Here is a 23,527-nt window from a genome sequence, read left to right as displayed (position 1 = left end):
GGAATCAATGAGTCTCGGTTAATTAATCTTCTCCATAAAATCGAAAGGACTGGCTACTTCTTTAAACGATCTGATAGCGGGCTACTAGTCTTGACAGAAGAAGACCTTATGATGATTCTCTGTTTCACTTAATAAGGATTCTCCAGTACTCCCAAGCTTTAAGGTAATCCTCCCAATCATGTGGATGGACTTTTGCACAGATTCCCATTCGGTTATATAGTTGAACGATCACTTCTTCTATAAGTCTTGATCTCTCCATGGATCCATAATTAAGGGATGAAAAAGCTCCAAATAATGTTTCTAGATCCATATCGTCCGGTGAGGAACAAAAAGCGTAAGTAAAGTCATAGATCAGAGGACCAACCATCGGCGAGGGATCGATAATTCCAGTTAATGTTGAATCTTTAAACACGAAATTGTGGACACCCGTGTCGCCGTGAAGCAAATATTTCTCATCTGGCTCTTCCCACATGCGGTCAACGAGTAAGTTAACTTGGGAATAATCCTCTTCTGGCAGCAGACTGCCCAAATTAATACGCGCTGCTTCCACACTATACCTATTGAATTCACGCCAGGATTGTCGAGGTAGTCCCAGCCTGCCCCATTTCGCCGAGGGATTAGACTTTTTGTAATGATTGAACAGTTCTTCGACCAATACAGTCATCCAATCGATTTTGGATCCGCGGTTGTAATGGGTTGTACCTGCTAGGTAGGAATACACAATATACTTATGTGAACGATCGGTATAGAGAAGTTTAGGCAACAGGGCAACCTGCGGATAAGCATGAAAAAATTGTTCAACATAGGTTATTTGTTGTGGACTGTCCAGTTTTATAACGTATTTCGGCTCATTATCTTCTAAAAGCGTATAAACGAGTCCATCCGTAGATCCACTCATTCTTCCAATATTCGGATCGACAAGGGTAATAATACCTTCATGTTGAAGCATTTTAATAATAGGTTTAACATCTGGTTCTATTGACATTACTAATTCTCCTTCAAATTCCCCAAGTCTTCATATCGTTAACCATATGATCTTACTGACTATTTTACAAGGTAAAGTTCAGATTAATTGGAATTGTCCCACTGACAGATTAATAAAAGAAAAAAGGATAGCTCGACTGCCTATGGCAACGAGACTATCCTTTTTTGTGCTTACGATACCTACTGATTGCCCAGATTAGAAAAAACAATAACTTATGGGTTACGAAGTCTTAAAGTGAGGAATACATTAATGGTATCATTAAGCCGTTGAGACTGGAGAGTTATATAAATGAACGAAAGAACCTTGTATTTATTTGATGGAATTAATAAGAACTCAGTTAAAGCTATAGTTGAGAATATACTAAGGATTAATCAATTAGACGATGAAAAGGATAAGAAAGAGAAGGATTACAAGCATGTTCCCATCGATTTAATTATCAATAGCAACGGTGGGAATGTTTACGACGGGTTCGGTCTGATTAATGTGATTGATAACAGCAAGACACCGATCCATACACATGTGTATGGTCTTGCAGCTAGTATGAGCTTACTTGTCGCCGTTAGTGGTCACAAAAGGTTTCTTGGCAGATTGAGTACGCTTATGTATCATTCTATTTCCAATACAATTGGAGGTCGTTTGGAACATTTGAAAAATCGGTTGGATGAAGGACAAAGATTACAGCATATCTACGATCAATATTTATTATCGAAATCTAATCTCCGTCTGGAAGATCTTAAAAGTGCTCAGGAGCACCAGCGTGATTGGTTTATTAGTCCAGAGGAAGCACTAGAGCTAGGAATGATTGACGAGATTGTTTAGAAAGAGGAGTGGGTATTCGTAAAACCTTAAGCCGTCAGCTTCTCTCGCTTTTTTTCATACTGCGGCTTACAATCAACCCGGTACAATGCCTGATCATTGGTCGACGATTAAATCGGGCTCCCCCTCCTTGTTTGATCAAAAATCAATGAAGTGGTTGATTCTTTATGCTTAACGATCTTCCCATTTACTTAGAATGAAATCCATAATTTCCTCGCTTGTCTCCTCGGTAAGACCATTTCGAACTGCTGTAATAAATTCAATAAAAAGAAGAGATACCAGCTCATCCAGTTTTATATCAAGCTCCTGGTGCTTCCAACGCATATCTTCGAAAAAAACTTCCACCCGTTTGACCTCCCTTGAATGCAGCCTTATGGGAAGAGTCAGGAACTCTCGTTCCTCCTTATTGCCGTTTTTGTTAGTTAGGCGCCAATGAAATTCGGGCGGTTCACTTGTAGCGGATACTTTTTTACTAATGTTATTGGGTATCGTGAGGACGCTTCCGTATATCCTGCTCAAAGAGGCTAGGTATTCGTACAAATCCTTGCCTTGCCGGACACTTTCGAGAAAATTATCAAATAATAGCTTCACAAGAAAAGCTTTATTTAATCCGGTCAGTTCTTCATCCGTCATGTATTTGACATCCTCTATAAATGCATCGGCACGATTAAAATAATCACGAGGCGCACGAACCTGAACCGTTTGGTAGGACTCAGATGACCTCCCATTGAAAATGCCAGTCCATTTTTTGAAAGTGATCATACAAGCAGTCCCCCTTTTTTCCCTCTATAAACTACTATTACGAATCTAGTAGATTTATGACTAATTCCTATCGATCCATTCAAATTCAAATAGTTATAAAAAAAGAGCCGCCTAAATGGCAAGCTCCTCAACACTCGATATGGCAATTAGGGTAGAATGAGATACTAATTCTATTTGGAACTAATTCTATTTGGAATACCAGAAAAGAGCATATTCCGTCATAATAGAGGCGTGGCCCAATTGGCGTAACATAGCCGTAATATTGCCGCGGTGATACGTTCCATGATTCACAATTTGCAAGACTATTTCTGAATAACTAGTTTCCCGTATTCCTGCATATGGGTTATCTATCACTATCGTCTTTTCCATATTTTCCTGTTGGTTGAAAAACGCTTTATACTGCTCGGATGATTCGCTAAACAACGTTTCCAGTTCTTCAATACTCTTCGCCTCGGTATTCTCTTTCATTTGATTAGCAAATCCCATGGCTTCGTTCATACTTTTACCCAAAAGGATGTTCAACCAACAGGTATCGGTTATGTAAATATGAGGCATCGCCTTCGAAATTGAAGTAAAAACGCTTTGAATTTCCTTATAGTAAATGTCCTGCGGAATTTCCTTTAATCGTTCAAGCATAGTTTTATTAGCCCATACGTGGTAATCATACATTTCTATTGAGGCATGTGCCATATGAAATAACCTCCTATTTTTAACTTCATTTGCCAATTATTTGACTTATAACAAATAATAACACAATTACCCTGACAACAGTGTGTCAGGGTAATCTAATAGTAGTGCTGTGGGCTTACCCTCTCATGTAAAGGCCGTACTTTTGTATGTGAAAATTTACGAATACTGAAGATTTATACTTTTAAAATAACGATAGATACGATTTAATTTCTCGTCCTGTTTCCCCTTCGGGCTTTCCATATTGCCAAATTCAAAGAACTTCACTTTCTTTATACCCACGTAGTTAAATAAGGCTTTTCTCATTAATACTTTGTGCGCATTATTCAACCAGAACAAAGGATACAGTGCGGGCCCCTTCATTGTGGAAATACAAACAACTGACTTTCCCTTTAAAAGCCCCTCTGGCAGAAGTCCTCCCGTGTCTTTGTAAGCAAAACCTGAAGCAAACATTTGGTCGATATACCCCAAGAGCATAGCAGGTGGCCGTCCCCACCAGATTGGGTACACGAATACGATTTTATCAGCCCAAATAATCTGCTCTCGATACTTAGCAAGCTGGGGTTCGGATTTCATATCCCTTCTGCGTTTCTTCTCATTGAACACAAGGACAGGATTAAACTCCTCCTCATACAAATCCAGCACCTTGATCTCTGTGATATGGGGGTTTTCATTACTTCCTTGGATAACTTTTTTCAAAAATGCATAACTTAGGCTCTGATGATTAGGATGCGTATAAATAACCAGCGTTTTCATTTGTACCACCTCATTACTTATCATTTGATAAGCAAATAGTAGCACACCTTTATTTTGTTGTCAAATGATAATTGTTTTTTGACAATCAATTTGATATGGTATTCCTAAGAGGTGATTTCTGTGGATCAAAAAGCTTTTTATCATAAATTCGTAACATTTACCACTGCGGTTCATCAAGTAAAGCATGAATTTACAAAAGATGTTAAACCTGACGACATTACTCCCCTTCAATATAATATTCTTGAATATATTGCGGTTAGTCAGCCCGTTACCCTTAGCGAAATTAGCGATTGTCATCATATGTCCATGCCGAACACGAGCCGTGAATTGAAGAAACTAGTCGACAAAAATCTATGCGAGAAAGTTACCGTTGCCGAGGACCGACGCAAGCAATATATCCGTCTTTCCGAAGAAGGACAAGCCATGATGAATGAAGTCTTTAAGCGCATTCTAGCCCGTTTCCTTCAACGGATAAATGATGCATCCACAGAAGATCTGGAAGAAATCGACCGAGCTCTGGATGTACTGCACTCTAAAGTGTTTTATTCCAATAAATCATTGTGAATGGAGTAGCAGGGGTGATTGAAATCAATTTCCCCCTATCCTATTCAGAAGAATCTGGTAGCATTTACATGTAAATAGTTACAAGGTAGGTGAGAGGATGAAGATGACAGAAGTTTCCTTTGATATTGAAACGGTACCCTCGACAATTAGGTACTATTTAAAAAATGCTACATTTTATGATAGTAGCTGCTCCGATAATGCTAAAACTGTTTTTGTAAAGGGAGCGGATGGGGCTTTTCTAAAGATAAGTAAAAAAGGTAGTCTTGAACGCGAATACAGAATGTCAAACTTTTTAAGTACCCACAAGGTTGCACCGAAGGTTTTTGCCTATGAATCCGATTTGGAAAATGATTATTTATTATCAGAAGCCGTAAGTGGTGAAGACGGAACGTCAGAATTATATATTGAAAACCCGAATAAATTGGCTAGTGTTTTCGGTGAATATCTCAGCATGTTACACTCACTGCCTACCGAGGGTTGTCCCTATAAGAATAGGACTGCAGAAGAGTTAAATGAACTAACTAACAAGGAAGCAAGCCTTAATATCTTAACTGAGATAAATTATTCAGCCATCGACGATGTAATAATACATGGAGACTACTGCTTACCTAATATCATAATGGACAACTTTTCGTTCAAAGGGTTTATTGATTTAGGGTACGGCGGGATCGGTGATAGACATTACGATATTTATTGGGGAATTTGGACGCTTAACTATAATTTAAAGACTGATAACTATAAAGATATATTCTTAGATGCTTATGGACGAAGTAAAATCGATAGGGATGGATTGACCTATTTTACACAACTCATTAAGCTCTGTGATTAACCAAGTAATAAATGCAAATAAAAAGTGAACTAGGATTTCCCTAATTCACTCTATCTTTGTACTTAACTTTTCCTATTAGATTGTGGTTTACCTATAATTTTCCAATCGTTGTCTTAATTCAGATTCATCTTTTGTTGCAATTAAGTTTTCACATAATCTTGATACATAGTTACCCTCTACAGCACTTAGATGATGATTATGAAGTTTAAATAGTTTAAACCCTTGCGATGTTATAAATCTAATGAGTTCTGGTGTCGAATAGCCATATTTTTTAAAGTGATCCTCCCACGACTCGAGATAGATGTGCTTCACATTTTGGAGGACTTTAGTAGAGCCTTTCAGTACAAAGAGTTCAAATCCCTCAACATCTATCTTTAATAAAGTGATAGTTGAACCAACATTTTTTAATATATTGTCCAATTTTTCCACCTTAATCATGATGCCTTTGGAATCTAATGTAACTCCATTTTCATCATCCGAACTAATGTTGTCAGAGAAATTAATATACCCTTCGTTCTCCCCAACAGCTACATTGTAACAATCTATATTTTTGAAGTTATTTAGATTTATGTTATTTTTCAGGAACCTAAATGTCCTTGGGTGGGCTTCAACTGAAATTACCTTTCCGCTATCCCCCACTTTATGAGCAGCAGTTAGTGTCAGTGCACCGATATTTGCCCCCACATCAACTACTGTATCACCTGATTCTAAGAAGTGAGTGAAAAAACTTTCTTCACTGTATACCTTTTCTGGATTCATCCAATAATTGGCGGTTACTGCCGTTGGGTTAAAATAAATTTTAAATTGGTCTCTGTTTATTATTATGAATTTACTAAGCCCAGTAAGCATTAATATTCTGCCGATAATAAATCTAATAGGTCGTTCTTGTTCCCTTAAAATCGAATTATATTTGACAAAGTCAACCACAAAGATTCCTCCTAAAGAACATTTTTTTATTATATGTTCTTTATAAAGAATCCAATTCCTGCTTTTTGAAATAATTTTAATTAAAAAAATTAACAGAAATAGTCTTTTATTTATACTACTTATCTATGGAGTTATCCATTTCTGCATAAAGTGCAATCCGGTCAGTCTCATTATTATTAAGTATATTATCCTCTAATACAGCAAACTTATCCCCGTACTCCTTAACAATATGGTTTTCACCCCATGCGCATAGGGAATCTAATATTGATTTCAAGCTCCAACCATATTCGCTAAGCTCGTATTCGACCTTTGGAGGCACCTGGTTGTAGCTAATTCGATTCACTATGCCATCTTGTTCAAGTTCTCTCAGTTGCTGAGTTAACATCTTTTGTGTAATTGCGGGCATAATACGCTTCAAATCACTTGTTCGCTTCTTCCCATGTGTTAAATGACAGAGGATTACACATTTCCATTTTCCCCCGATCACCTCGAGTGTCGCTTCCACTGAAATGTTATATTTCTTTTTGATCACAATCTATTCCTCCCAGAGCACGTTTATAGGAACTTTTTAGTACCTATATCACTTAAAAGTACGTACTATTCTTTTCTATTCAAATAATTCATAATAGCATCTACCGGCCGGTAATACCATACTGTAGGAGTTGTGAAACAAATGTCAATGAATTCAAAAAGAAGTACGTTCGCGCTCCTTGCATTAGCCATAAGCGCCTTTGCGATTGGAACAACAGAGTTCATCAGTGTGGGCCTGCTGCCCCTAATCTCTGAGGACTTAAATATATCGGTTACCACATCTGCATTAACGGTTACTTTATATGCTTTAGGGGTGACTTTTGGAGCCCCTATCCTAACATCCTTAACCTCTAATATTCCGCGCAAAACGTTATTGGGCTGGATCATGATTGTGTTTATTGTGGGCAATAGCCTTGCCGCAGCGGCAAGTGGAATAGGCCTACTACTGGCAGCACGCGTCATCTCGGCCTTGTCACACGGAGTATTTATGTCGATTGGCTCTACCATTGCAGCCGACCTTGTACCCGAAAATCGGAGAGCTAGCGCCATAGCTATTATGTTCTCCGGGCTCACGGTGGCCACTGTTACAGGAGTACCCTTGGGTACCTTGATTGGACAACACTGGGGTTGGAGAGCCGCCTTTGTCGGGATCGTTGTAATCGGCATAATAGCCTTCATAGCCAATATGGTTTTGATTCCCTCTGACCTACGCAGAGGAACCAAAACTCCGCTTCGCACGCAGCTTAAACTTGTTACTAATGGGCGTTTGCTCCTTGCATTCTCCATTACTGCCATAGGGTACGGAGGCACCTTTGTTGTCTTTACTTATTTATCCCCTTTGCTTCACGATATAACCGGATTTAAGGAAACAACGGTAGCACTCATTCTTCTTTTATACGGAATTGCCATAGCCATTGGCAACGTCATCGGAGGAAAGGCTGCCAATCGCAAGCCCGTTTCCGCCTTGTTCTATATGTTTGCTTTACAATCCATTGTTCTACTCATTCTCACGTTTACCGTTCCATTCAAAATTGCTGGATTGATTACGATTTTCTTTATGGGATTGTTAGCTTTTATGAATGTACCGGGATTGCAGGTTTATGTTGTTATGTTGGCTGAAAGATGTAGCTTCTGCTGTTAATATCGCCGCCTTTAACGCTGGGATTGCGATTGGAGCGTATTTGGGTGGTGTAGTTACCGACTCGATTGGACTTATTCATACAGCTTGGGTCGGAGCATTGATGGTTCTCGGAGCCGTATTCCTAACCGGTTGGGCACGTGCCTTGGAAAGAAAAGATGAAGCAAAACTCAAACACAAGGCAGCTTGACCAATAAAACTCAGGAGGTTTATTCTATGATCGCGAAACATTTACAAGATACAACAACTTTACACAATGGTATTAAAATGCCTTGGTTTGGGCTGGGAGTATTTAAAGTTGAAGAAGGTGCTGAGCTGGTCCTTGCTGTAAAATCGGCCATTAAGCATGGTTATCGCAGTATCGATACGGCAGCTATTTATGACAATGAAACAAGTGTCGGACAAGGAATTCACGAAGCTATTCTTGAGAATCAAATCTCTAGAGAAGATCTTTTTGTTACATCAAAGGTTTGGAATGCCGATCTGGGATACGAATCCACACTAGCGGCCTACGAAACAAGTTTAAATAAACTAGGCTTGGACTATCTCGATTTGTACCTTATCCATTGGCCTGTAGAAGGTAAATTTAAAGATGCGTGGAGGGCTTTGGAAACCCTATATAAAGATGGGCGTGTAAAAGCAATTGGAGTAAGCAATTTCCAAGTCCATCATATTGAGGAACTAATGAAGGAAGCTACAATTAAACCCATGGTAAATCAAGTGGAACTCCATCCGCAATTAACTCAAAAAGAGCTTATTAGATTCTGCAAGGAGCAAGGCATTCAAATCGAAGCCTGGTCCCCGTTAATGCAAGGTCAGCTATTAGATCATCCGATCTTAAAAGAAATCGCAGATAAACATGAGAAATCTATTGCCCAAGTAATTCTGCGTTGGGACTTACAGCATGGGATTGTAACGATTCCAAAGTCTACTAAAGAACATCGAATCCTAGAAAACTCAGCAGTATTTGATTTTGAGCTTTCAAAAGAAGATATGGCTCGGATTGATGGTTTGAATCAGAATCATCGTGTTGGTCCAGACCCGGACAACTTTGATTTTTAATAGGCCCCTATTCTATGTAATTCTTGAATGCTAAAAAAGATATAAAGAGAGCGCCGATTTCTCGGTACTTTCTTTATATCTTTTTCAACTATTCCTTAGTCACGTACTCGTTTTTTCCTGCACCCATACCAAAAATAAAAATAAGTACTGAGGCAACAATCAGCATCAATAATGGGATCGTCCAGCTATTTGCTGCATCATGTATTAATCCAAACAATGTAGGACCTACCGCAGCAAGCAGATAACCAAATGATTGTGCCATTCCTGATAGCTCAGCCGCTTGTTGCGTATTATGTGTACGTAAGCTAAAAAACATCATAGCTAAACTAAAGGCCATTCCAGCAGCAATCCCAATCATAATGACCCATAATGGGATTAGTGCCGTACTTCCATACAGGACACCACTAATTCCACCCGTAAATAATAAAGCAGTTATAACCACTAATAACCGCTGATTCTTCATATATCCAGCTATAATTGGAACAATAAACGTAAAGGGTAGGACTGCAAATTGCATCAAGGAAAGCATCCATCCGGCTGAACTCGAACTTAACCCTTGTTCTTGGAGAATCACAGGCAACCAAGCAATGACGGTATAGAAAATAAGTGATTGTAACCCCATATAAAAGGTCACTTTCCAAGCCAACCTGGAACGCCATATACTAATAGACTCTGTTTGCTTCTCTAAGCTTATAGTATTTGCTGGTTTGCGATGGGAGCGCATTTGTGGAATCCAAAGTAATAGAGCAATAAAGGACAAGATTCCCCAGCTGCCAAGAGCTCCCTTCCATCCTAAACCCATTACAGAAGAAATTGGAGCACTAACTCCAGATGCAATCCCTCCGCATAAGTTCATCGAGACCGCATAAAGCCCTGTCATGACTCCAATTCTTGTGGGGAATTTATTTTTAATAAAACTGGGTAACAGTACATTGCAAACAGCGATAGATAACCCAAGCAAGATGGTTCCAGTAAATAGTGCTCCCACTCCAGCCAAAGACCGTAATACGATTCCGAGTGTTAATAAGAATAACGAAGCCAATAACACAAGCTCCATGCCAAAGCGTCGGGATAATTTAGGTGCGAAGGGTGAAAGCACTGCAAAAGCTAGTAAGGGCACGGTTGTTAGGGTGCCTGCTATTGTGTTAGATATTCCCAGACTGTCACGAATGGAGGCTATCAGAGGCCCTATAGATGTTAAAGGTGCTCTGAGAGTGGCTCCAATAAAAATGATTCCTATGATAAGTAACCCTATCCCTGCCTTTGGGGCTGCTTTAGATTCATGTTCTGCTTGGCTTTGTACTTGATGAAAACTCATGATGATCCCCCAATGTCTTCTAATAAAGCGTCCTTAAATTGATCTATATATTCATTTACAGCTTCTATAGCCTGATCTATATTTTGTTCAATAATTGCAGTTACAAGTTTACTATGAATGTTCTGATGAAAATCTGAATGCGATGTTATTTCAACGAGGTTATGAACAGAGGTTTGCATGGATTCTGTCATGTGCTCATACAAGTCAATCAGAACACTGTTATGAGCTGCTTCTACAATTGCTTTGTGCAGCTTAATATCAGATTCTGCGTAGGCCTGACGATTTTTCGCAACTGCAGCAGCCTGGCAATCGGAGATGTACATACGTAACCTAGCTATATCTTCCTCATTGCGTCTTATAGCTGCTAATTGTGCAGCCTCCCGCTCAAGAGCATGCCGTACCTCTAATGTTTCTAATATATTGGACTTCTGGATGCGTCGGTGAAGAACCGCCCCCAGAACACTGGATGAACTGACAAAGGAACCACTCCCTTGCCTTGTTTTCAAGAGTCCCGCATGAACAAGAGCCCGTATTGCCTCTCTTAATGTATTGCGACTCACATCGAACTGCTGCATCAGCTCTAGTTCTGGTGGTAAACGAGTTCCAACCGACCATGTCCCAGATTCAATTAATGACTCAATTTGTACTATGACTTGCTCGACAAGCGATAACCGATTTGTTTTCGAGATATCCATTCATGCACCTCAAATTTGTAGGATGATTGGTTTATTGGTTAATATAACATAGTTCTATAATAATGTAAATAAGAGGATTCAGGATGAAAAAGAAACCTTAAACTCCACCATCACGGTGTTTTTAAGGTTTCTTCAGACCGAACATGAAATTATTCAAATGAGTCTACCCTTGGGACAGACAGCTACCTCTTTGCTTGATGGAGATATGAATGCTCTCAGCTCATCATCTACACCTGCCGCGCTTCCAGTCGACGAGCCACTATGGATAACGAATAATTAACGATAAAGTACATAACAGCAGTGAGCAATAAGATTGGGATTACGAAATTAACATTCTGCCCGTTAATAATTTGTGCGTTGTGCATCAGTTCTCCCAAGGAAATAACAACTGCAAGCGACGTGTCCTTTAGCAGCGAAATAAATTGGCTTACCATTGGCGGCACCATGCGGCGGAGCGCTTGCGGCAGCACAATATGCCAAAGCGTCTGCAGGTAGGACAGACCTGATGATCGGGCCGCTTCTATCTGGCCTTTATCAATAGATTTTAATCCGCTCCGCACAATTTCAGAAATCATGGCTGCTTCAAAGATGGTCAACGCAACAATCGCCGCATTCACAACACTAAGCTTGATTCCTATTTCGGGAAGAGCAAAAAACGTAAAGAAAATAATCAGCAGCAGGGGGAGGTTCCGAATCGTCTCCACCATCAAAGCTGTAAGCTGTGAAATTACAGGAAATTTCGTATACCGGATCGTTCCCAGTACACATCCAATCAAAAAGCTGAACACGATAGCAATTGCAGCTACTTTCAAAGTTACTCCCAAACCTTCTATCATGAACCATATATGATCCCAAGTATACGCGCCTGCAAAATCCATAAAGTCTCACCTCCAAAACAAACCTATGCCTGCTTAACGCACTCCTGCCATTCGTCGTTCCAGATAGGAAAGCCCGATGCTTAACGGAATGGTAATAACCAGATAAAATAAGGCTACAAAAATATAGACACTAAACGTGACAAATGATTTCGTAGAAATGAGATCGGCATAATACATTAAGTCCAACCCTGCTACGACACTTAATATCGATGAGTTTTTGACAAGATTTAAAAACTGGTTGCCGATAGGAGGGATAACGATTTTGATAGCTTGAGGCAGTACAACATAACACATGGCTTGGTTATAAGTTAACCCCGATGCGCGTGCGGCTTCGGTTTGTCCCTTAGGCACGGCTTGGATTCCCGCCCGAACCGATTCAGCTATAAAGGCAGCCGTGTAAATAGTCAACGCCACTGTTCCCGCAACAAAGCCGCTCAACGGTAGACCGAGTACGGAAGGAGCAAGAAAAAAGAAAAAGACAATCAAAATTAGAGGAATATTTCGGATAAATTCAACAAAGACGGTGCCCATCCAATTCAATGGTTTAAAAGGCGCAATACGCATTACTGCGACAATTGTCCCCAGAATAAAACTACCGACCAACGCAATAAGACTAACCTGAAGTGTATTCCAGAAACCCTCCAGGTACATATCCCAATACTTGAACAAAATATCAAATTTAAGCTTATCCATACCCTTGCGGCGCCTCCTTCCGCTAATGGAACAAGATGAGCAGCATGGAAGCTAGCTCATCTCTCGGTGCGATCCGGCGTATTATTTGCTCGGCTTTTCCCCAATCCATTGCTCATACAATTTGTCATATTGACCGCTAGTCTTAATTGATTTCAGAAATTCATTAACATATGCGGTATAAGCTGTGTCGCCTTTTCGAATGGCCATACCATAAGGCTCATCTGTGAAAGTTCCACCTACCACCTCATAATTCGGATCCTGCTTCACCATACCGTACAAAATAGCATTATCCGTAGTGAGTGTGTCGCCTTGACCCGCTTTCAGAGCGGTGAATGCTTCTTGATAATTTTCAAACTCAAGTACGGTTGCCTCCGGCGCCTTAGCACGAATATTGGTTGTGGAGGTTGAGCCTTTTACCGCCAATGCCTTAACTCCTTTTTTCACATCTGCTACTGATTTGATAGCACTCCCTTTTTTCACCAATAAGGACTGACCTGCTTTAAAATATACATCCGAGAACTCAACTTCCTTCTTACGTTCCTCGGTAATCGTCATTGTAGCTATGATCATGTCAATATCACCATTGTTGAGCATCGGAATGCGCGTTTTGGAGGTAACCTCCTTTAATTCCAGCTTAGTTTCATCGCCTAGAATTTGTTTGGCCAATGCCTTGGCTAAGTCAATATCAAAGCCTTCGACTTTGCCAGTGCCAGGATCTTTCAATCCGAACAGCTTGGTGTCAAACTTAACGCCAGCTACCAGCTTCCCCCGTTTTTTGATGGCATCCAAAGTACTGGCCGTTGTTTTTCCAGCATCTGTACTAGCGCCCCCTGCTGCACCGGGTGCGGGAGTTGTGCTGCCGCAAGCGCTTAAAGCCATCGCTACCATAATAAAAATCAATGTGAAAGCCATTCCTATTTTCTTGTTACTCATTGAACAAACCCCTCTCCTATTGGTTTTGTTAATGCTGCAGTAAGCGGCCGAGGAATAGTCTGGCTCGCTCTTCCTTGGGATTGTTAAAAAATTCGGCTGGTGCCGCTTCCTCAACAATTACCCCTTGATCCATAAAGACAACGCGATCTGCAACCTCGCGGGCGAATCCCATCTCATGTGTTACTACAACCATTGTCATCCCATCGTGTACGAGACTTTTCATAACATCCAGTACCTCTCCAATCATCTCGGGATCGAGAGCGGAGGTTGGTTCATCGAACAGCATTATCTGCGGCTTCATTGCTAGCCCACGGGCTATTGCGACTCGCTGCTGCTGTCCTCCTGAGAGCTGGGCGGGAAACGCGTCCGCTTTCTCAGGTATTCCGACCTTCTCCAAGTACTGCATGGCAATTTGTTTTGCTTCCTGCTTAGGTACTCCAGATACTTTGGTTGGGGCTAATGTGATATTATCCAATACCGACATATGCGGATACAGATTAAAATGCTGGAACACCATTCCAATGTTGCGCCGCAGCTTATTAACGTCCATCTTCTTGCTATGCAGCTGTGAATCATTTACGGTCAATTCCCCATCAGTGATAGTTTCAAGCCGGTTGATACAGCGAAGCAAGGTACTCTTCCCTGAGCCTGAAGGTCCAATAACAACAACCACTTCCCCTTGCCGGATGGATAGATTGATCTGTTTAAGTACATGAAATTGTCCAAAGTGCTTATTAACATTGCGAAATTCAATCATACGTAACCTCCATCCTCCCCCCAAGCTATACCAAAAATATAACTATAGATAATGGTTTTGATATATTTATAATGTATGTTGTTATATTTTTGTTATGCTATATAACATAGATTGCTGTCGAGTTTTTCATTTTTTTTGCAACCTCTTTCTTTTGTAATCGTACTTGCGGCCCGCTCCTCTCTGCACCTTCAACACTATCCTTTATATGGTATTACCTCATTTCAGGCATTACGAATCGCAGATCATTAATCTTATTTCTTTCTGTCTTATACAAACGCGCGTGGATCCTTAGCGCGCATTGTGGCGTTGCATAGTGGTCGGTCGAACCCCACCTTGTCGTTAAGCGTGTCTTGTTGCTACCTTGGAAAAGGAACAAACTATACCTGTATCAATCTCGCTGCTTCATAGGGAGCGCTCCTTTTCGTTAACGGAACGTTCTTCCTCTTTCTCTTACGGAACGTCAAAGACTTAGGGAAACGGTTCGCGGCAATTGGGGGTAAGCTTGGCACACCCAAATTCCCAAAACAAAAAAATCACCCAAATGACACAACATTTGCGGTGATTTTTATATAAGCTACTTCCTTAAATTAGTTCGTTTTCGATGTTCTCGATGTATTCGCATGCGCACTCTCCTTGCGCACTCTCCTACCTACCTCACATAACGCCCAATAAACTGGGCTACCTCTCGGTCATATCCCTCCGGATCGGTCTGCCTTGCCATACCGTGCCCCGCACCGGCTACTATGAACAATTTCTTCTGCGTTGGACTGTTCTCGTACAATTGATATACCATTTCGGTCGGCACAAACAAGTCTGCGTCACCATGTATGAACAGCGTTGGTGTTTTGGATTTTTTCACCTGCTCCAGGGCCGAAGCTTCTCCAAAAAAGTATCCAGCCCGAATTTTAGCCACCATACTGGTTGATCGAACAAGCGGAAATGAAGGGAGATGGTACATACGTTTAAGTTGATAGGACAGCTGTTCTTTAACTGATGTATATCCGCAATCCTCCACAATCACTTTGACGTTAGGAGGCAAATCTTCGCCGCTGGTCATTATTACGGTTGCTCCTCCCATGGATACGCCGTGAAGAACAATTTGTGCGTGGCTGCCCGTATGTTCGATGACCTTGTCAATCCACTTGACGTAATCCATGCGTTCCGACCAGCCGAAGCCGATATAGTTTCCTTCGCTTCTCCCATGACCGCGGGCATTGGGTATCAAAATATTAAAACCAAGCGAATCTCTATACATACGTCCCAGATCACGCATTTGCTCGGCATGTCCAGAATACCCATGTGCAAGAATAACCGTCTTGTTCGTTGGCTGATCAGCAGATAAATAATAAGCATGTAGCTTTATTCCGTCATTGGATATCATGCTCCATTCCCCAAAAGCTTGTTCCTCCCACCATTCTTCGCTGCTGTTGGATGCGCGCTTGACGGTCACGCCAGTCTTTAAATCCGGGTTGCCCTTTAAAAAGCTCTTATCGGTACGTGCTATAGCAACATGATAGAAATAAAAGCTAGCTGAAGTGATGAATATTATTATTATTAATAAAACAATGATAGCAACCAGCACTATCCATCCACATCCTTTATGTATTCTATAGAATCAGCTTATTGGTTTATCAACCCTGTTAATTTACTGTATAGTATTGCTTATTATAATGGATTATAAGAATAAAAGGTTTAGTTGTTCATTGATCATTGTTCGCGGAATTGTCCATACTAGGGTGCAACAAGATCATGTACCTGCTCCCATAAAACAAAAAAACCGTGCTTCGCACGGTTCTACGGTTCTAAAGGCTTTTCCTAATAGCTTCTCTACTGAAATACTACCTTAGAACAACATTTCAACAATAAGAAACAAGTTCAATGAAACAACAATCGCCGCAATAATCCAACCTAAAGTGGCAGTGATTCGATGATTGACCAGCCCACCCATGATGGTTTTGTTACTTGTAAAAATAATAAGCGGAATCAGCGCAAAAGCAATGCCAAACGATAAAATGACCTGACTCGTAATCAAAGCTTTCGTTGCATCAATACCAAGCATAATGATTGCCAGTGGTGGAATAGTCGTAATTGCCCGGCGCAAGTACAGATTGATTCGTCTCTTAATGAAACCTTGCATAACAACGTCTCCGGCCATTGTACCTACGGAAGAACTCGACAAACCGGCAATTAACAGGCCCAGACCAAATGAGATAGCAAATGAAGGACCAGCCAACTGACCAAACTGCTGAAAAGCCGTCTCCAGATCTTCAATAACTAGACCGTTTTTAAAAAACAGGGCTGCCGAGATAATAACCATTGCCATGTTAACTGCACCTGCAATAACCATAGCAATAATAATATCCATCAATTCTAATTTAAATATTTGTTTCTTCTCCGTATCATTTTTTCCAACTATTCGGTTTTGAGTTAGGGATGAATGAAGATAAATCGCATGCGGCATTACCGTAGCTCCAAGAATCCCCGCTGCCAGAAGAATACTATCTACACCTTGAAAGTTTGGCGTAAAAATACCTGTGACTACAGCACCCATATCCGGCTGAGCCACAATAACCTGAAAGGTGAAAGCTAACACTACAATCAAAATCATCGATGCAATTCCCGCCTCTAGCGCTCGAAAGCCACGACGCTGCAATTCCAATATGGCAAAAGAACCAGCCGTTGTTATAAGTGCAGCAGGAAGCATTGGAATACCGAAAAGCAGATAAAGACCAAGCGCCGCTCCAATAAATTCGGCCAAATCGGTTGCAATGATAACCAGCTCACTTTGAATCCACAATATTATAGACACAGCCCTAGGAAATCGTTCTCTTGCTACCTCAGGCAGATTCATCCCTGTTGCAATTCCAAGCTTGGCGGATAATGTTTGAATAAGTACGGCCATTAGGTTGGATACGGCAATAACCCATAATAAGAGATATCCATATTTGGATCCAGCTGTAATATTCGTTGCAAAGTTACCCGGGTCTAAATAGGCAACCGATGCAATAAATGCTGGACCTAGAAAAGGAAGCAGTCTTTTTAAGCCTTTGACATCTCCTCTTAGCGCAACATCAGCTGAAACGTGTGATTTTCTTTGTTTTTGGATCCCAGTGTAACTGTAACTTTTCTCCGTCATGACTGTTCCCTCCCCATTTGCGAAAAGTTAGCTTCGTACACAAAAGTTTACCTTGAGCAACTTTTGTGTTAATTATAATCCTAATCTCGGCAATTGTATATAGAGAGACGAGCTTCTTCATAACAAAAAAATAAACTATCCCAGCAGTCGCTTATGACATACTGATATAGCTTATCCGTTTGGGGTATATAGAAAACCTCAACCATTGATCTCCATAATGAAAAAGCAGTGAGAAGGAGAACTGCACAAGTTTACTAGCAGCATTCGGCAAATCTCATTCTATAAGTCGAACCAATATGCTCTGGCTTGAGGAATCTTCACGATACAAGGACCTGTTTCAAGGAACGCATCATCATCAACAAATATTTGTTGGCCTTCGATTTCTACCATATAGCGGTAGTACGATCCCATAAATAAGTGATGGCAAATCTTACCCTCCAGCATAATATGCCCCTCCTCTTCCAGCACCTGCTGCTTGCCTTCTCCTGCCTGTTTTACTTGTCGAGCTGCACGATCAGGCAGTTCACCTTCAACAATTGGCTCTATCTTGGAGTCACCTGAGCGTATGACAAGTCTTTGCAGCGTACCCTTGCGATAAAGATTAAGTGTATGGCTTTCCCCCAGAAAATGGGCTGTGAAATAGGTGGAGGGCTGCCGGTAAATCTCTTCCGGTGTTCCTGCCTGTTCTACGCGGCCTTCATTCATCACAATAACGTAATCCGCCATCGATAATGCTTCTTCCTGGTCATGAGTGACATAGACGGCCGTGATTCCAAAGGATTGCTGAATACTCCGAATGCCAACCCGCAATCTCTGACGCACCTTCGCATCCAGATTCGATAACGGTTCATCGAGCAGCAGCACATCAGGCTGTACGACTAAAGCCCGGGCTAAGGCAATCCGCTGCTGCTGTCCACCTGAATATTGCTGGGGATACCGAGTCGCCACATCCGACGTATCGATCTCTACCCTCTCCAGCACTTCATGCACCCGTGTTTCACGTTCCTGCTTGGAAACCTTTTGCAGCTTAAGACCATAAGCCACATTATCGAACACACTCATATGCGGCCAGAGCGCATAATGCTGGAATACCATAGCCGCCTTCCGCTGCTGGGGCGATGTATGGGTTACATCGCGGCTCCCGAATAGGATACTGCCCTCGTCTGCCGTCAAAAATCCGGCAAGTGTCCTTAACAGCGTCGTTTTCCCGCAGCCGCTCGGCCCAACGATAGCCGTTAACCCGCCTACAGGCAGCCGCAGGTTGATGTCCGTAATCCCTCTCTTTTTACCGTAACGCTTGTTCAAGCCTTGAATGGTGATGCCCATCTTATACCCTCCCGAATGCAGCCAAATATTCTGAACGCATAAACCGCTGTAAGAAAAACAGCAATACGATTCCCGGTATCATCAGCAGCACAGACGTTACCGATGCGACCTGCATCTCATAGCCATTCGCAGCATTATACATAAAGACCGGCATTGTAATATGAAAAGGCGCTCCAATTAATAAGCTGCCCGTAAATTCATCCAACGAATATAGAAAGACTAACAAGGAGCCCGCGATAATTCCCGGAGCTGCCATCGGCAGCACCACATGAAAGAAGGTGTACACTTTCCCGCCACCCAGCATATAGGAGGCCTCTTCCATCGATTCCGCGACAGATTGGAAGACTGATACCAACGTCCAGACAGAAAATACGATGGCGCCCACCAGATGGATCAGCGTCAGCCCCGTCAGTGTACCTACAAGATCAAAACGGTAGAGAAAGACCATCGCATTCGTGAATACCGGAAGCTGTGGAAATGCCTGAGGCAGTAAAAACAGCAGCAATATGAAATGCTTGAGTGGAAGCCGGTTACGAGCAATGAGATAGGATAAAGGTACGGTTAACACCAGACATAGCAGCGTAACCACAATGGCAATAACGAAGCTCAGCCCGAGAGAAGTCAGCATTTTACCTTCAAATACCTGAGTCCAATATTTGAAGCCCCAAGAGCTCGGAAATGGGCTAGGCCAGAACCATTTCTCCGCTACGGACCATAGAATAAGGCTGGACAGCGGGCCAAAAATGAAAAATATGGATCCCACATAAATCAACAAACGGCGCGTCATGCGGGCGAAAGGCGCTTTTCTATGGGTCAGATCAAGCGAACCGTTAGATGCAGTTGCCGGAATGACTTTGTTCATTTCTTCGCCAACCCCTTTAAGTAATAAATGGCAGCTCCCATAGAAGCAATGTAAGTAATGACGCCAATTGCGTTCGATAATCCGTAATTATGCTGATAGACGCTTTGATGGTACAAATCCATCATTAGCATTTGCGAACCGCCGGCGTTGCCCAGCATTGCGGGTATGGAGAAGCATCCAAGCATCGACGTGAAGGTCAGCACCGCCATAACCCCGATGCTGCTTTTGTTCATAGGAACAAGGAAATGCCAGATCAACCTTAGCTTCCCCGCTCCCATGCCTCGCGCTGCTTCCAGCATGCCTTCATTTACGGATCGAAAGCCGCCAAGCACCAAAAGCAAAGCTAAACCGAGATTTTTCCAGACCAAAGCTGCAATGAGTCCAAACGTAGTGAACGCAAAGGATGGCAGCATATCCGGATTAAACCAGCCTGTTATGGCAATCGCCGAATTGAGCGTACCATGCGGAGCCAGAAATACCCGCATGGCATGACCTACAACGACAAACGGGACAAACAACGGAATTTTAAATATAAATTCCAGCACAGGGTATGCGCCTAGCCGCAGAAAGCCACCAATCGTCACGGTGAATCCGATGAGCAGTGCGAGGCTGGCTAAACAAACCCAAAGTGTAAACACCACATCCCCGCCGTATAAAGAAAAAGCTTCGACATAATTAGCAAACGTCCAGATGCCCTCCTGTGAGCGAAGGCTTGATATAAAGGAAAGAGCAAATGGATACATAAAAAGCAGCGCGACAACGGTAATAGCAGGAGTGGCAAGTCCCACTCCTGCTGTTTTTTGCCAGAAGACGATGGAAGATGAATTAGTTTTTTTCATAGGCCGTTTTCAGATGATCAAAATAGGTATTAATCGGGAATGACTGACCCCTTTTATTTAGGTCTTCCGCAGTAATATCCTTGAATAACTTTTTCTTACCCGCTTCACTGACCTTTGGAAGAACGACAGTTGCATCTATACCTGGATACCAGCTGTTTTTCTCCACGATCACTTTAGCTTGAATTTCAGGAGAGGTCAGCAAATCAGCATACTGTAAGGCAGCATCTTTATTTTTTGCATTTTTGGGAATAACCACGTACATCGGTTGACCAGGCATGCCGGGATCCAAGATTTTTAGTCCAAAGTTGGGATTCATACGACCTTCATCTACCCATAAGTTAAACATATCGACCCATACAGGTCCCATGTCGATTTCGCCGCGGTTCAGCATATCCAGCGTACCATTATTACCATTGGTGTAGGTAACTGGCAGTGCTTTGAGCTCTTTAAGGATAGCTGGCCATTTTTGCTCCAATGCTGCATCAAATGGACCTTGGCTCATCGTTTTGTAATCGCCTGATTTCCAGTAGGTATAGGCAGTGGCAAAAGCAACTCCGCTTGCACCGTTTTGGATGCCGTTATATCCGAATCGTTTGGGATTAGCTTTGATCCAATCCGTAAGCTCTTCAAAATTAGCAGGGAATTTCTTCACTTTATCGGGGTTATAAGCAAAAGCTACCTGACTGTGGAACAGAGGAATAACATAGCCTTCCACATTGGTGCCCAAGCTGTTTTTGCTGTCAGGGGAAACTACGTGCTGCTTGTTAGCTGATTGCGGCACCCATTTGTCCAGAAGATCATTCTCAATCAGCTGCTGCATACCGCTTTGATGCACAATCGCAAGATCGATATCCCACTCTGATTTGCCTGCATCTTTTTGCGCTTTTAGTTTCTCAAATATTTTTTGTGTTCCGCCATCACCTGCGCCTGAATTGACGACGCGAATTTGAGAGCCTGCATACTTCTTCTGGAACTCGCCGACTACAGTTTTCTCCTGCAGATCGGTCATGTTCGTATCTCCGGCTGTTACCAGATTGAGTTCATACTTCTTGGGTGCTACCGGAGCAGTAGCTGCTGCATTCGTCCCACTAGTGGAAGCAATGTTTGGCGCAGTAGTATTTCCGCATCCCGCCGATACGACCATCGTAAACGTCAGAGCACACAGCACGTTCCTCATTTTCTTCATATTTCTCCACCCTTTAGAATGATTAAGATGTCTAGACATCCTTATTCCTTATTATGGAGGAGCTTTGTTAACAGCCTGTCAACTACATACGAAGAAATTGTTAATTTTCAACTCCAACTTGAACAGTCCGACTGCTGTTGGAGATAATCTTATTGTCAGCACACAAGAAAGGCGTGCCAGAATGGAATCCGGTACGCCTTTTGTATTATTTAATGTGCAGTAGCCTTTTTAGGCTTTTTAGCCTTAATAATACTTTCTTCTTCTTCTGCTTTCCTTGGCGGCTTGTCATTAGAGGTACGTAACGGTATTTCCTTCAAGAAGAAGGTGAACACCAATCCAATGGTTACTAAAACAGCTCCAATTATAAAGACCATGGACAGAGTTTCGCTTAATACAGCACGCAGCATAGCGACCATTTGCGCGAACAATGGTTGAACTTGCGCTGGCAGTGTCAATTGCAATTGCTTCAACAAAGGCTGATCTAGCAGCAGCTGGGGGGACATGAGAGCAGTCAATTGTGCAGCTATTTCTGGGCTGACTTTAGATAAATCTACCCCCGCGCCGGAGTTCATTGCATTATGCAGCTTGTTTGTCATTGTAGAGTTCATGACCGAGCCCAATATGGCGATCCCTATTGTTCCTCCGAGGTTTCGGAATAGCGTTGCAGTCGCGGTAGCAACGCCAAGCTGAGATGCGGGTACCGCATTTTGCACAGTCAAGGTGAACACGGGCATGCTAAGTCCTAGTCCGACTCCAAAGATAGTCATGCTTGCAACAGCGAATGCCACCGTGTTCATATAGGCCATCATGATCATGCTAACAACCATTACAGCTACTCCAATGATTGCGAAACGTTTATATTTCCCTGATTTGGATATCCATCGTCCTGTCAATGTACTAAGAATGATCATCATTACCGACATCGGCATATTCACAAACCCGGATTGCGTAGGAGTTAAGCCTTCAACGCCTTGCACGAAGAAGGGCAAATAGATCATGGCCCCCATCATACCTGCGTTCATCAAAAAGCCCACAGAGTTGGAAATGTTGACAATACTGTTTTTAAATAAGGATAGCGGCATCACTGGACTTTTCGCTTTCCTTTCGATAAGTATTAAAACTACAATACCTATAAGGGTGAGGGCAAAGAGTCCCAGTATTTCAACTGAACCCCAAGCGTATTTACCTCCCGCCCACGAGAAGCCTAGAAGCAGAGCGACAATTGATACTGAAAGAACAAGAGAACCCCAGTAATCAACCGATTCAGCTTCAACCCGCGTCGCTTTGGGAAACATAGACCAGATCATAGCTAGAACAATAATACCTAACGGAAGGAAGATCCAGAATAGCCACTTCCATGGCATATGATCAATCATGACGCCGCCGACCGTTGGACCAAGAATGCTCGAAAAGCCAAAGATGGCCATCATAACTCCTGTCCATTTGGCTCTTTCGCGAGGAGCGAATAAATCACCTACGGCTGTAACTGTCGTTGACATTAAAATGCCGGCGCCAACGCCTTGGATCGCTCGATAAATAATCATCTGGAATATGTCAGTGGACAGACCCGTTAAAAAGGAGCCAATCATAAAGACGATGATTCCAGTGATCAAGAAAAGCTTCCTGCCATAAATATCGGATAATTTTCCGACCAGCACCGTAGAAATCGTAGAAGCCAGCATGAATATCGTCACTACCCAAGAGTAATATTCCATGCCCCCTAATAAGGCAATAATCCGTGGCATCGCCGAGCTCACGATCGTCTGGTTAATAGCAGCAAAAAACATCGCCCCCATAAGAGCGATCATAACAGTTACCTTTTGTTTCTGCGATAAGTGATTCATTAT

23 protein-coding genes and 1 pseudogene are annotated in these 23,527 nt (G+C 42.2%); 5 read left to right on the top strand and 19 right to left on the bottom strand.

Translation table 11 applies throughout. From position 1 onward, the window contains the following. Positions 1–124: 124 nt before the first annotated feature. Positions 125–985 (bottom strand): phosphotransferase, encoded by an 861-nt coding sequence (locus tag GC093_RS04205; RefSeq protein WP_171650590.1) that lies wholly within the window; start codon positions 983–985, stop codon positions 125–127. Between the two features lie 288 nt (positions 986–1,273). Between GC093_RS04205 and GC093_RS04200 the strand changes: the two genes are divergently transcribed. Continuing rightward, a complete protein-coding gene (locus GC093_RS04200; protein ID WP_171650589.1) occupies positions 1,274–1,804 on the top strand; it encodes an ATP-dependent Clp protease proteolytic subunit in 531 nt (176 codons plus the stop codon). Positions 1,805–1,972: 168 nt separating this feature from the next. Here GC093_RS04200 and GC093_RS04195 read toward each other — a convergent pair whose 3' ends face one another. The 3 genes from GC093_RS04195 to GC093_RS04185 all read right to left on the bottom strand — a co-directional run bounded on the left by GC093_RS04195 (position 1,973) and on the right by GC093_RS04185 (position 4,006). Beyond that, a complete protein-coding gene (locus tag GC093_RS04195) occupies positions 1,973–2,563 on the bottom strand; it encodes a hypothetical protein (protein ID WP_171650588.1) in 591 nt (196 codons plus the stop codon). 186 nt (positions 2,564–2,749) lie between these two features. Further along, a complete protein-coding gene (locus tag GC093_RS04190) occupies positions 2,750–3,253 on the bottom strand; it encodes a DinB family protein (RefSeq protein ID WP_171650587.1) in 504 nt (167 codons plus the stop codon). A gap of 156 nt (positions 3,254–3,409) precedes the next feature. Beyond that, positions 3,410–4,006 (bottom strand): NAD(P)H-dependent oxidoreductase, encoded by a 597-nt coding sequence (locus GC093_RS04185; protein WP_171650586.1) that lies wholly within the window; start codon positions 4,004–4,006, stop codon positions 3,410–3,412. A 120-nt stretch (positions 4,007–4,126) separates the two neighbouring features. Between GC093_RS04185 and GC093_RS04180 the strand changes: the two genes are divergently transcribed. Beyond that, positions 4,127–4,570, top strand: coding sequence for a MarR family winged helix-turn-helix transcriptional regulator (locus GC093_RS04180; protein WP_171650585.1), 444 nt, complete (start codon positions 4,127–4,129; stop codon positions 4,568–4,570). 97 nt (positions 4,571–4,667) lie between these two features. After that, positions 4,668–5,399 carry an aminoglycoside 3'-phosphotransferase gene (locus GC093_RS04175; RefSeq protein WP_171650584.1) on the top strand — a complete coding sequence of 244 codons (732 nt, stop codon included), beginning with the start codon at positions 4,668–4,670 and terminating at the stop codon, positions 5,397–5,399. Positions 5,400–5,486: 87 nt separating this feature from the next. On the opposite strand, the gene GC093_RS04170 is transcribed toward GC093_RS04175, so the two are convergent. Further along, positions 5,487–6,326 carry an FkbM family methyltransferase gene (locus GC093_RS04170; protein ID WP_171650583.1) on the bottom strand — a complete coding sequence of 280 codons (840 nt, stop codon included), beginning with the start codon at positions 6,324–6,326 and terminating at the stop codon, positions 5,487–5,489. A 115-nt stretch (positions 6,327–6,441) separates the two neighbouring features. Beyond that, positions 6,442–6,855: a winged helix-turn-helix transcriptional regulator gene (locus GC093_RS04165; protein WP_376768626.1), complete on the bottom strand. Its 414-nt coding sequence runs from the start codon at positions 6,853–6,855 to the stop codon at positions 6,442–6,444. A gap of 144 nt (positions 6,856–6,999) precedes the next feature. Between GC093_RS04165 and GC093_RS04160 the strand changes: the two are divergent. Together GC093_RS04160 and pgoN are read left to right on the top strand one after the other, a co-directional pair. Next, positions 7,000–8,185, top strand: a pseudogene (locus GC093_RS04160) (MFS transporter). 29 nt (positions 8,186–8,214) lie between these two features. Beyond that, complete coding sequence (gene pgoN / locus GC093_RS04155) at positions 8,215–9,057, top strand: glyoxal/methylglyoxal reductase (RefSeq protein WP_376768625.1); 843 nt, start codon at positions 8,215–8,217, stop codon at positions 9,055–9,057. An 88-nt stretch (positions 9,058–9,145) separates the two neighbouring features. On the opposite strand, the gene GC093_RS04150 is transcribed toward pgoN, so the two are convergent. From GC093_RS04150 to GC093_RS04090, 13 genes are all read right to left on the bottom strand, one after another. Then, positions 9,146–10,375 (bottom strand): CynX/NimT family MFS transporter, encoded by a 1,230-nt coding sequence (locus GC093_RS04150; protein ID WP_171650580.1) that lies wholly within the window; start codon positions 10,373–10,375, stop codon positions 9,146–9,148. Next, positions 10,372–11,070, bottom strand: a complete 699-nt coding sequence (locus GC093_RS04145) for a FadR/GntR family transcriptional regulator (protein WP_171650579.1) — start codon at positions 11,068–11,070, stop codon at positions 10,372–10,374. Before GC093_RS04145 ends, GC093_RS04150 begins: the two co-directional genes overlap by 4 nt. A 227-nt stretch (positions 11,071–11,297) precedes the next feature. Beyond that, positions 11,298–11,948, bottom strand: coding sequence for an amino acid ABC transporter permease (locus tag GC093_RS04140; RefSeq protein WP_171650578.1), 651 nt, complete (start codon positions 11,946–11,948; stop codon positions 11,298–11,300). A gap of 33 nt (positions 11,949–11,981) precedes the next feature. Beyond that, positions 11,982–12,641 (bottom strand): amino acid ABC transporter permease, encoded by a 660-nt coding sequence (locus GC093_RS04135; protein ID WP_171650577.1) that lies wholly within the window; start codon positions 12,639–12,641, stop codon positions 11,982–11,984. 81 nt (positions 12,642–12,722) lie between these two features. Next, positions 12,723–13,574: a transporter substrate-binding domain-containing protein gene (locus tag GC093_RS04130; protein ID WP_281365143.1), complete on the bottom strand. Its 852-nt coding sequence runs from the start codon at positions 13,572–13,574 to the stop codon at positions 12,723–12,725. Between the two features lie 28 nt (positions 13,575–13,602). After that, positions 13,603–14,331, bottom strand: coding sequence for an amino acid ABC transporter ATP-binding protein (locus GC093_RS04125; protein ID WP_171650576.1), 729 nt, complete (start codon positions 14,329–14,331; stop codon positions 13,603–13,605). A gap of 649 nt (positions 14,332–14,980) precedes the next feature. Further along, positions 14,981–15,913: an alpha/beta hydrolase gene (locus tag GC093_RS04120; protein WP_171650575.1), complete on the bottom strand. Its 933-nt coding sequence runs from the start codon at positions 15,911–15,913 to the stop codon at positions 14,981–14,983. Positions 15,914–16,174: 261 nt separating this feature from the next. Next, on the bottom strand, positions 16,175–17,467 hold the full coding sequence (locus GC093_RS04115; RefSeq protein ID WP_171650574.1) for an Nramp family divalent metal transporter: 1,293 nt from the start codon (positions 17,465–17,467) through the stop codon (positions 16,175–16,177). A gap of 279 nt (positions 17,468–17,746) precedes the next feature. Next, entirely contained in the window at positions 17,747–18,793 is a 1,047-nt protein-coding gene (locus tag GC093_RS04110) for an ABC transporter ATP-binding protein (protein ID WP_171650573.1), read from the bottom strand. A gap of 1 nt (position 18,794) precedes the next feature. After that, a complete protein-coding gene (locus tag GC093_RS04105; RefSeq protein ID WP_171650572.1) occupies positions 18,795–19,655 on the bottom strand; it encodes an ABC transporter permease in 861 nt (286 codons plus the stop codon). Continuing rightward, on the bottom strand, positions 19,652–20,494 hold the full coding sequence (locus GC093_RS04100) for an ABC transporter permease (protein ID WP_171650571.1): 843 nt from the start codon (positions 20,492–20,494) through the stop codon (positions 19,652–19,654). Before GC093_RS04100 ends, GC093_RS04105 begins: the two co-directional genes overlap by 4 nt. Further along, complete coding sequence (locus tag GC093_RS04095; protein WP_171650570.1) at positions 20,481–21,680, bottom strand: extracellular solute-binding protein; 1,200 nt, start codon at positions 21,678–21,680, stop codon at positions 20,481–20,483. Before GC093_RS04095 ends, GC093_RS04100 begins: the two co-directional genes overlap by 14 nt. A 209-nt stretch (positions 21,681–21,889) precedes the next feature. Next, a complete protein-coding gene (locus GC093_RS04090; RefSeq protein ID WP_171650569.1) occupies positions 21,890–23,524 on the bottom strand; it encodes an MDR family MFS transporter in 1,635 nt (544 codons plus the stop codon). Between the last annotated feature and the right edge of the window lie 3 nt (positions 23,525–23,527).

Source organism: Paenibacillus foliorum, from assembly GCF_013141765.1.
GTDB classification, from domain to species: Bacteria; Bacillota; Bacilli; order Paenibacillales; family NBRC-103111; genus Paenibacillus_S; species Paenibacillus_S foliorum.
The sequence above is the reverse complement of the archived record's forward strand: the minus strand, read 5'-3'. Positions and strand labels throughout refer to the sequence as shown.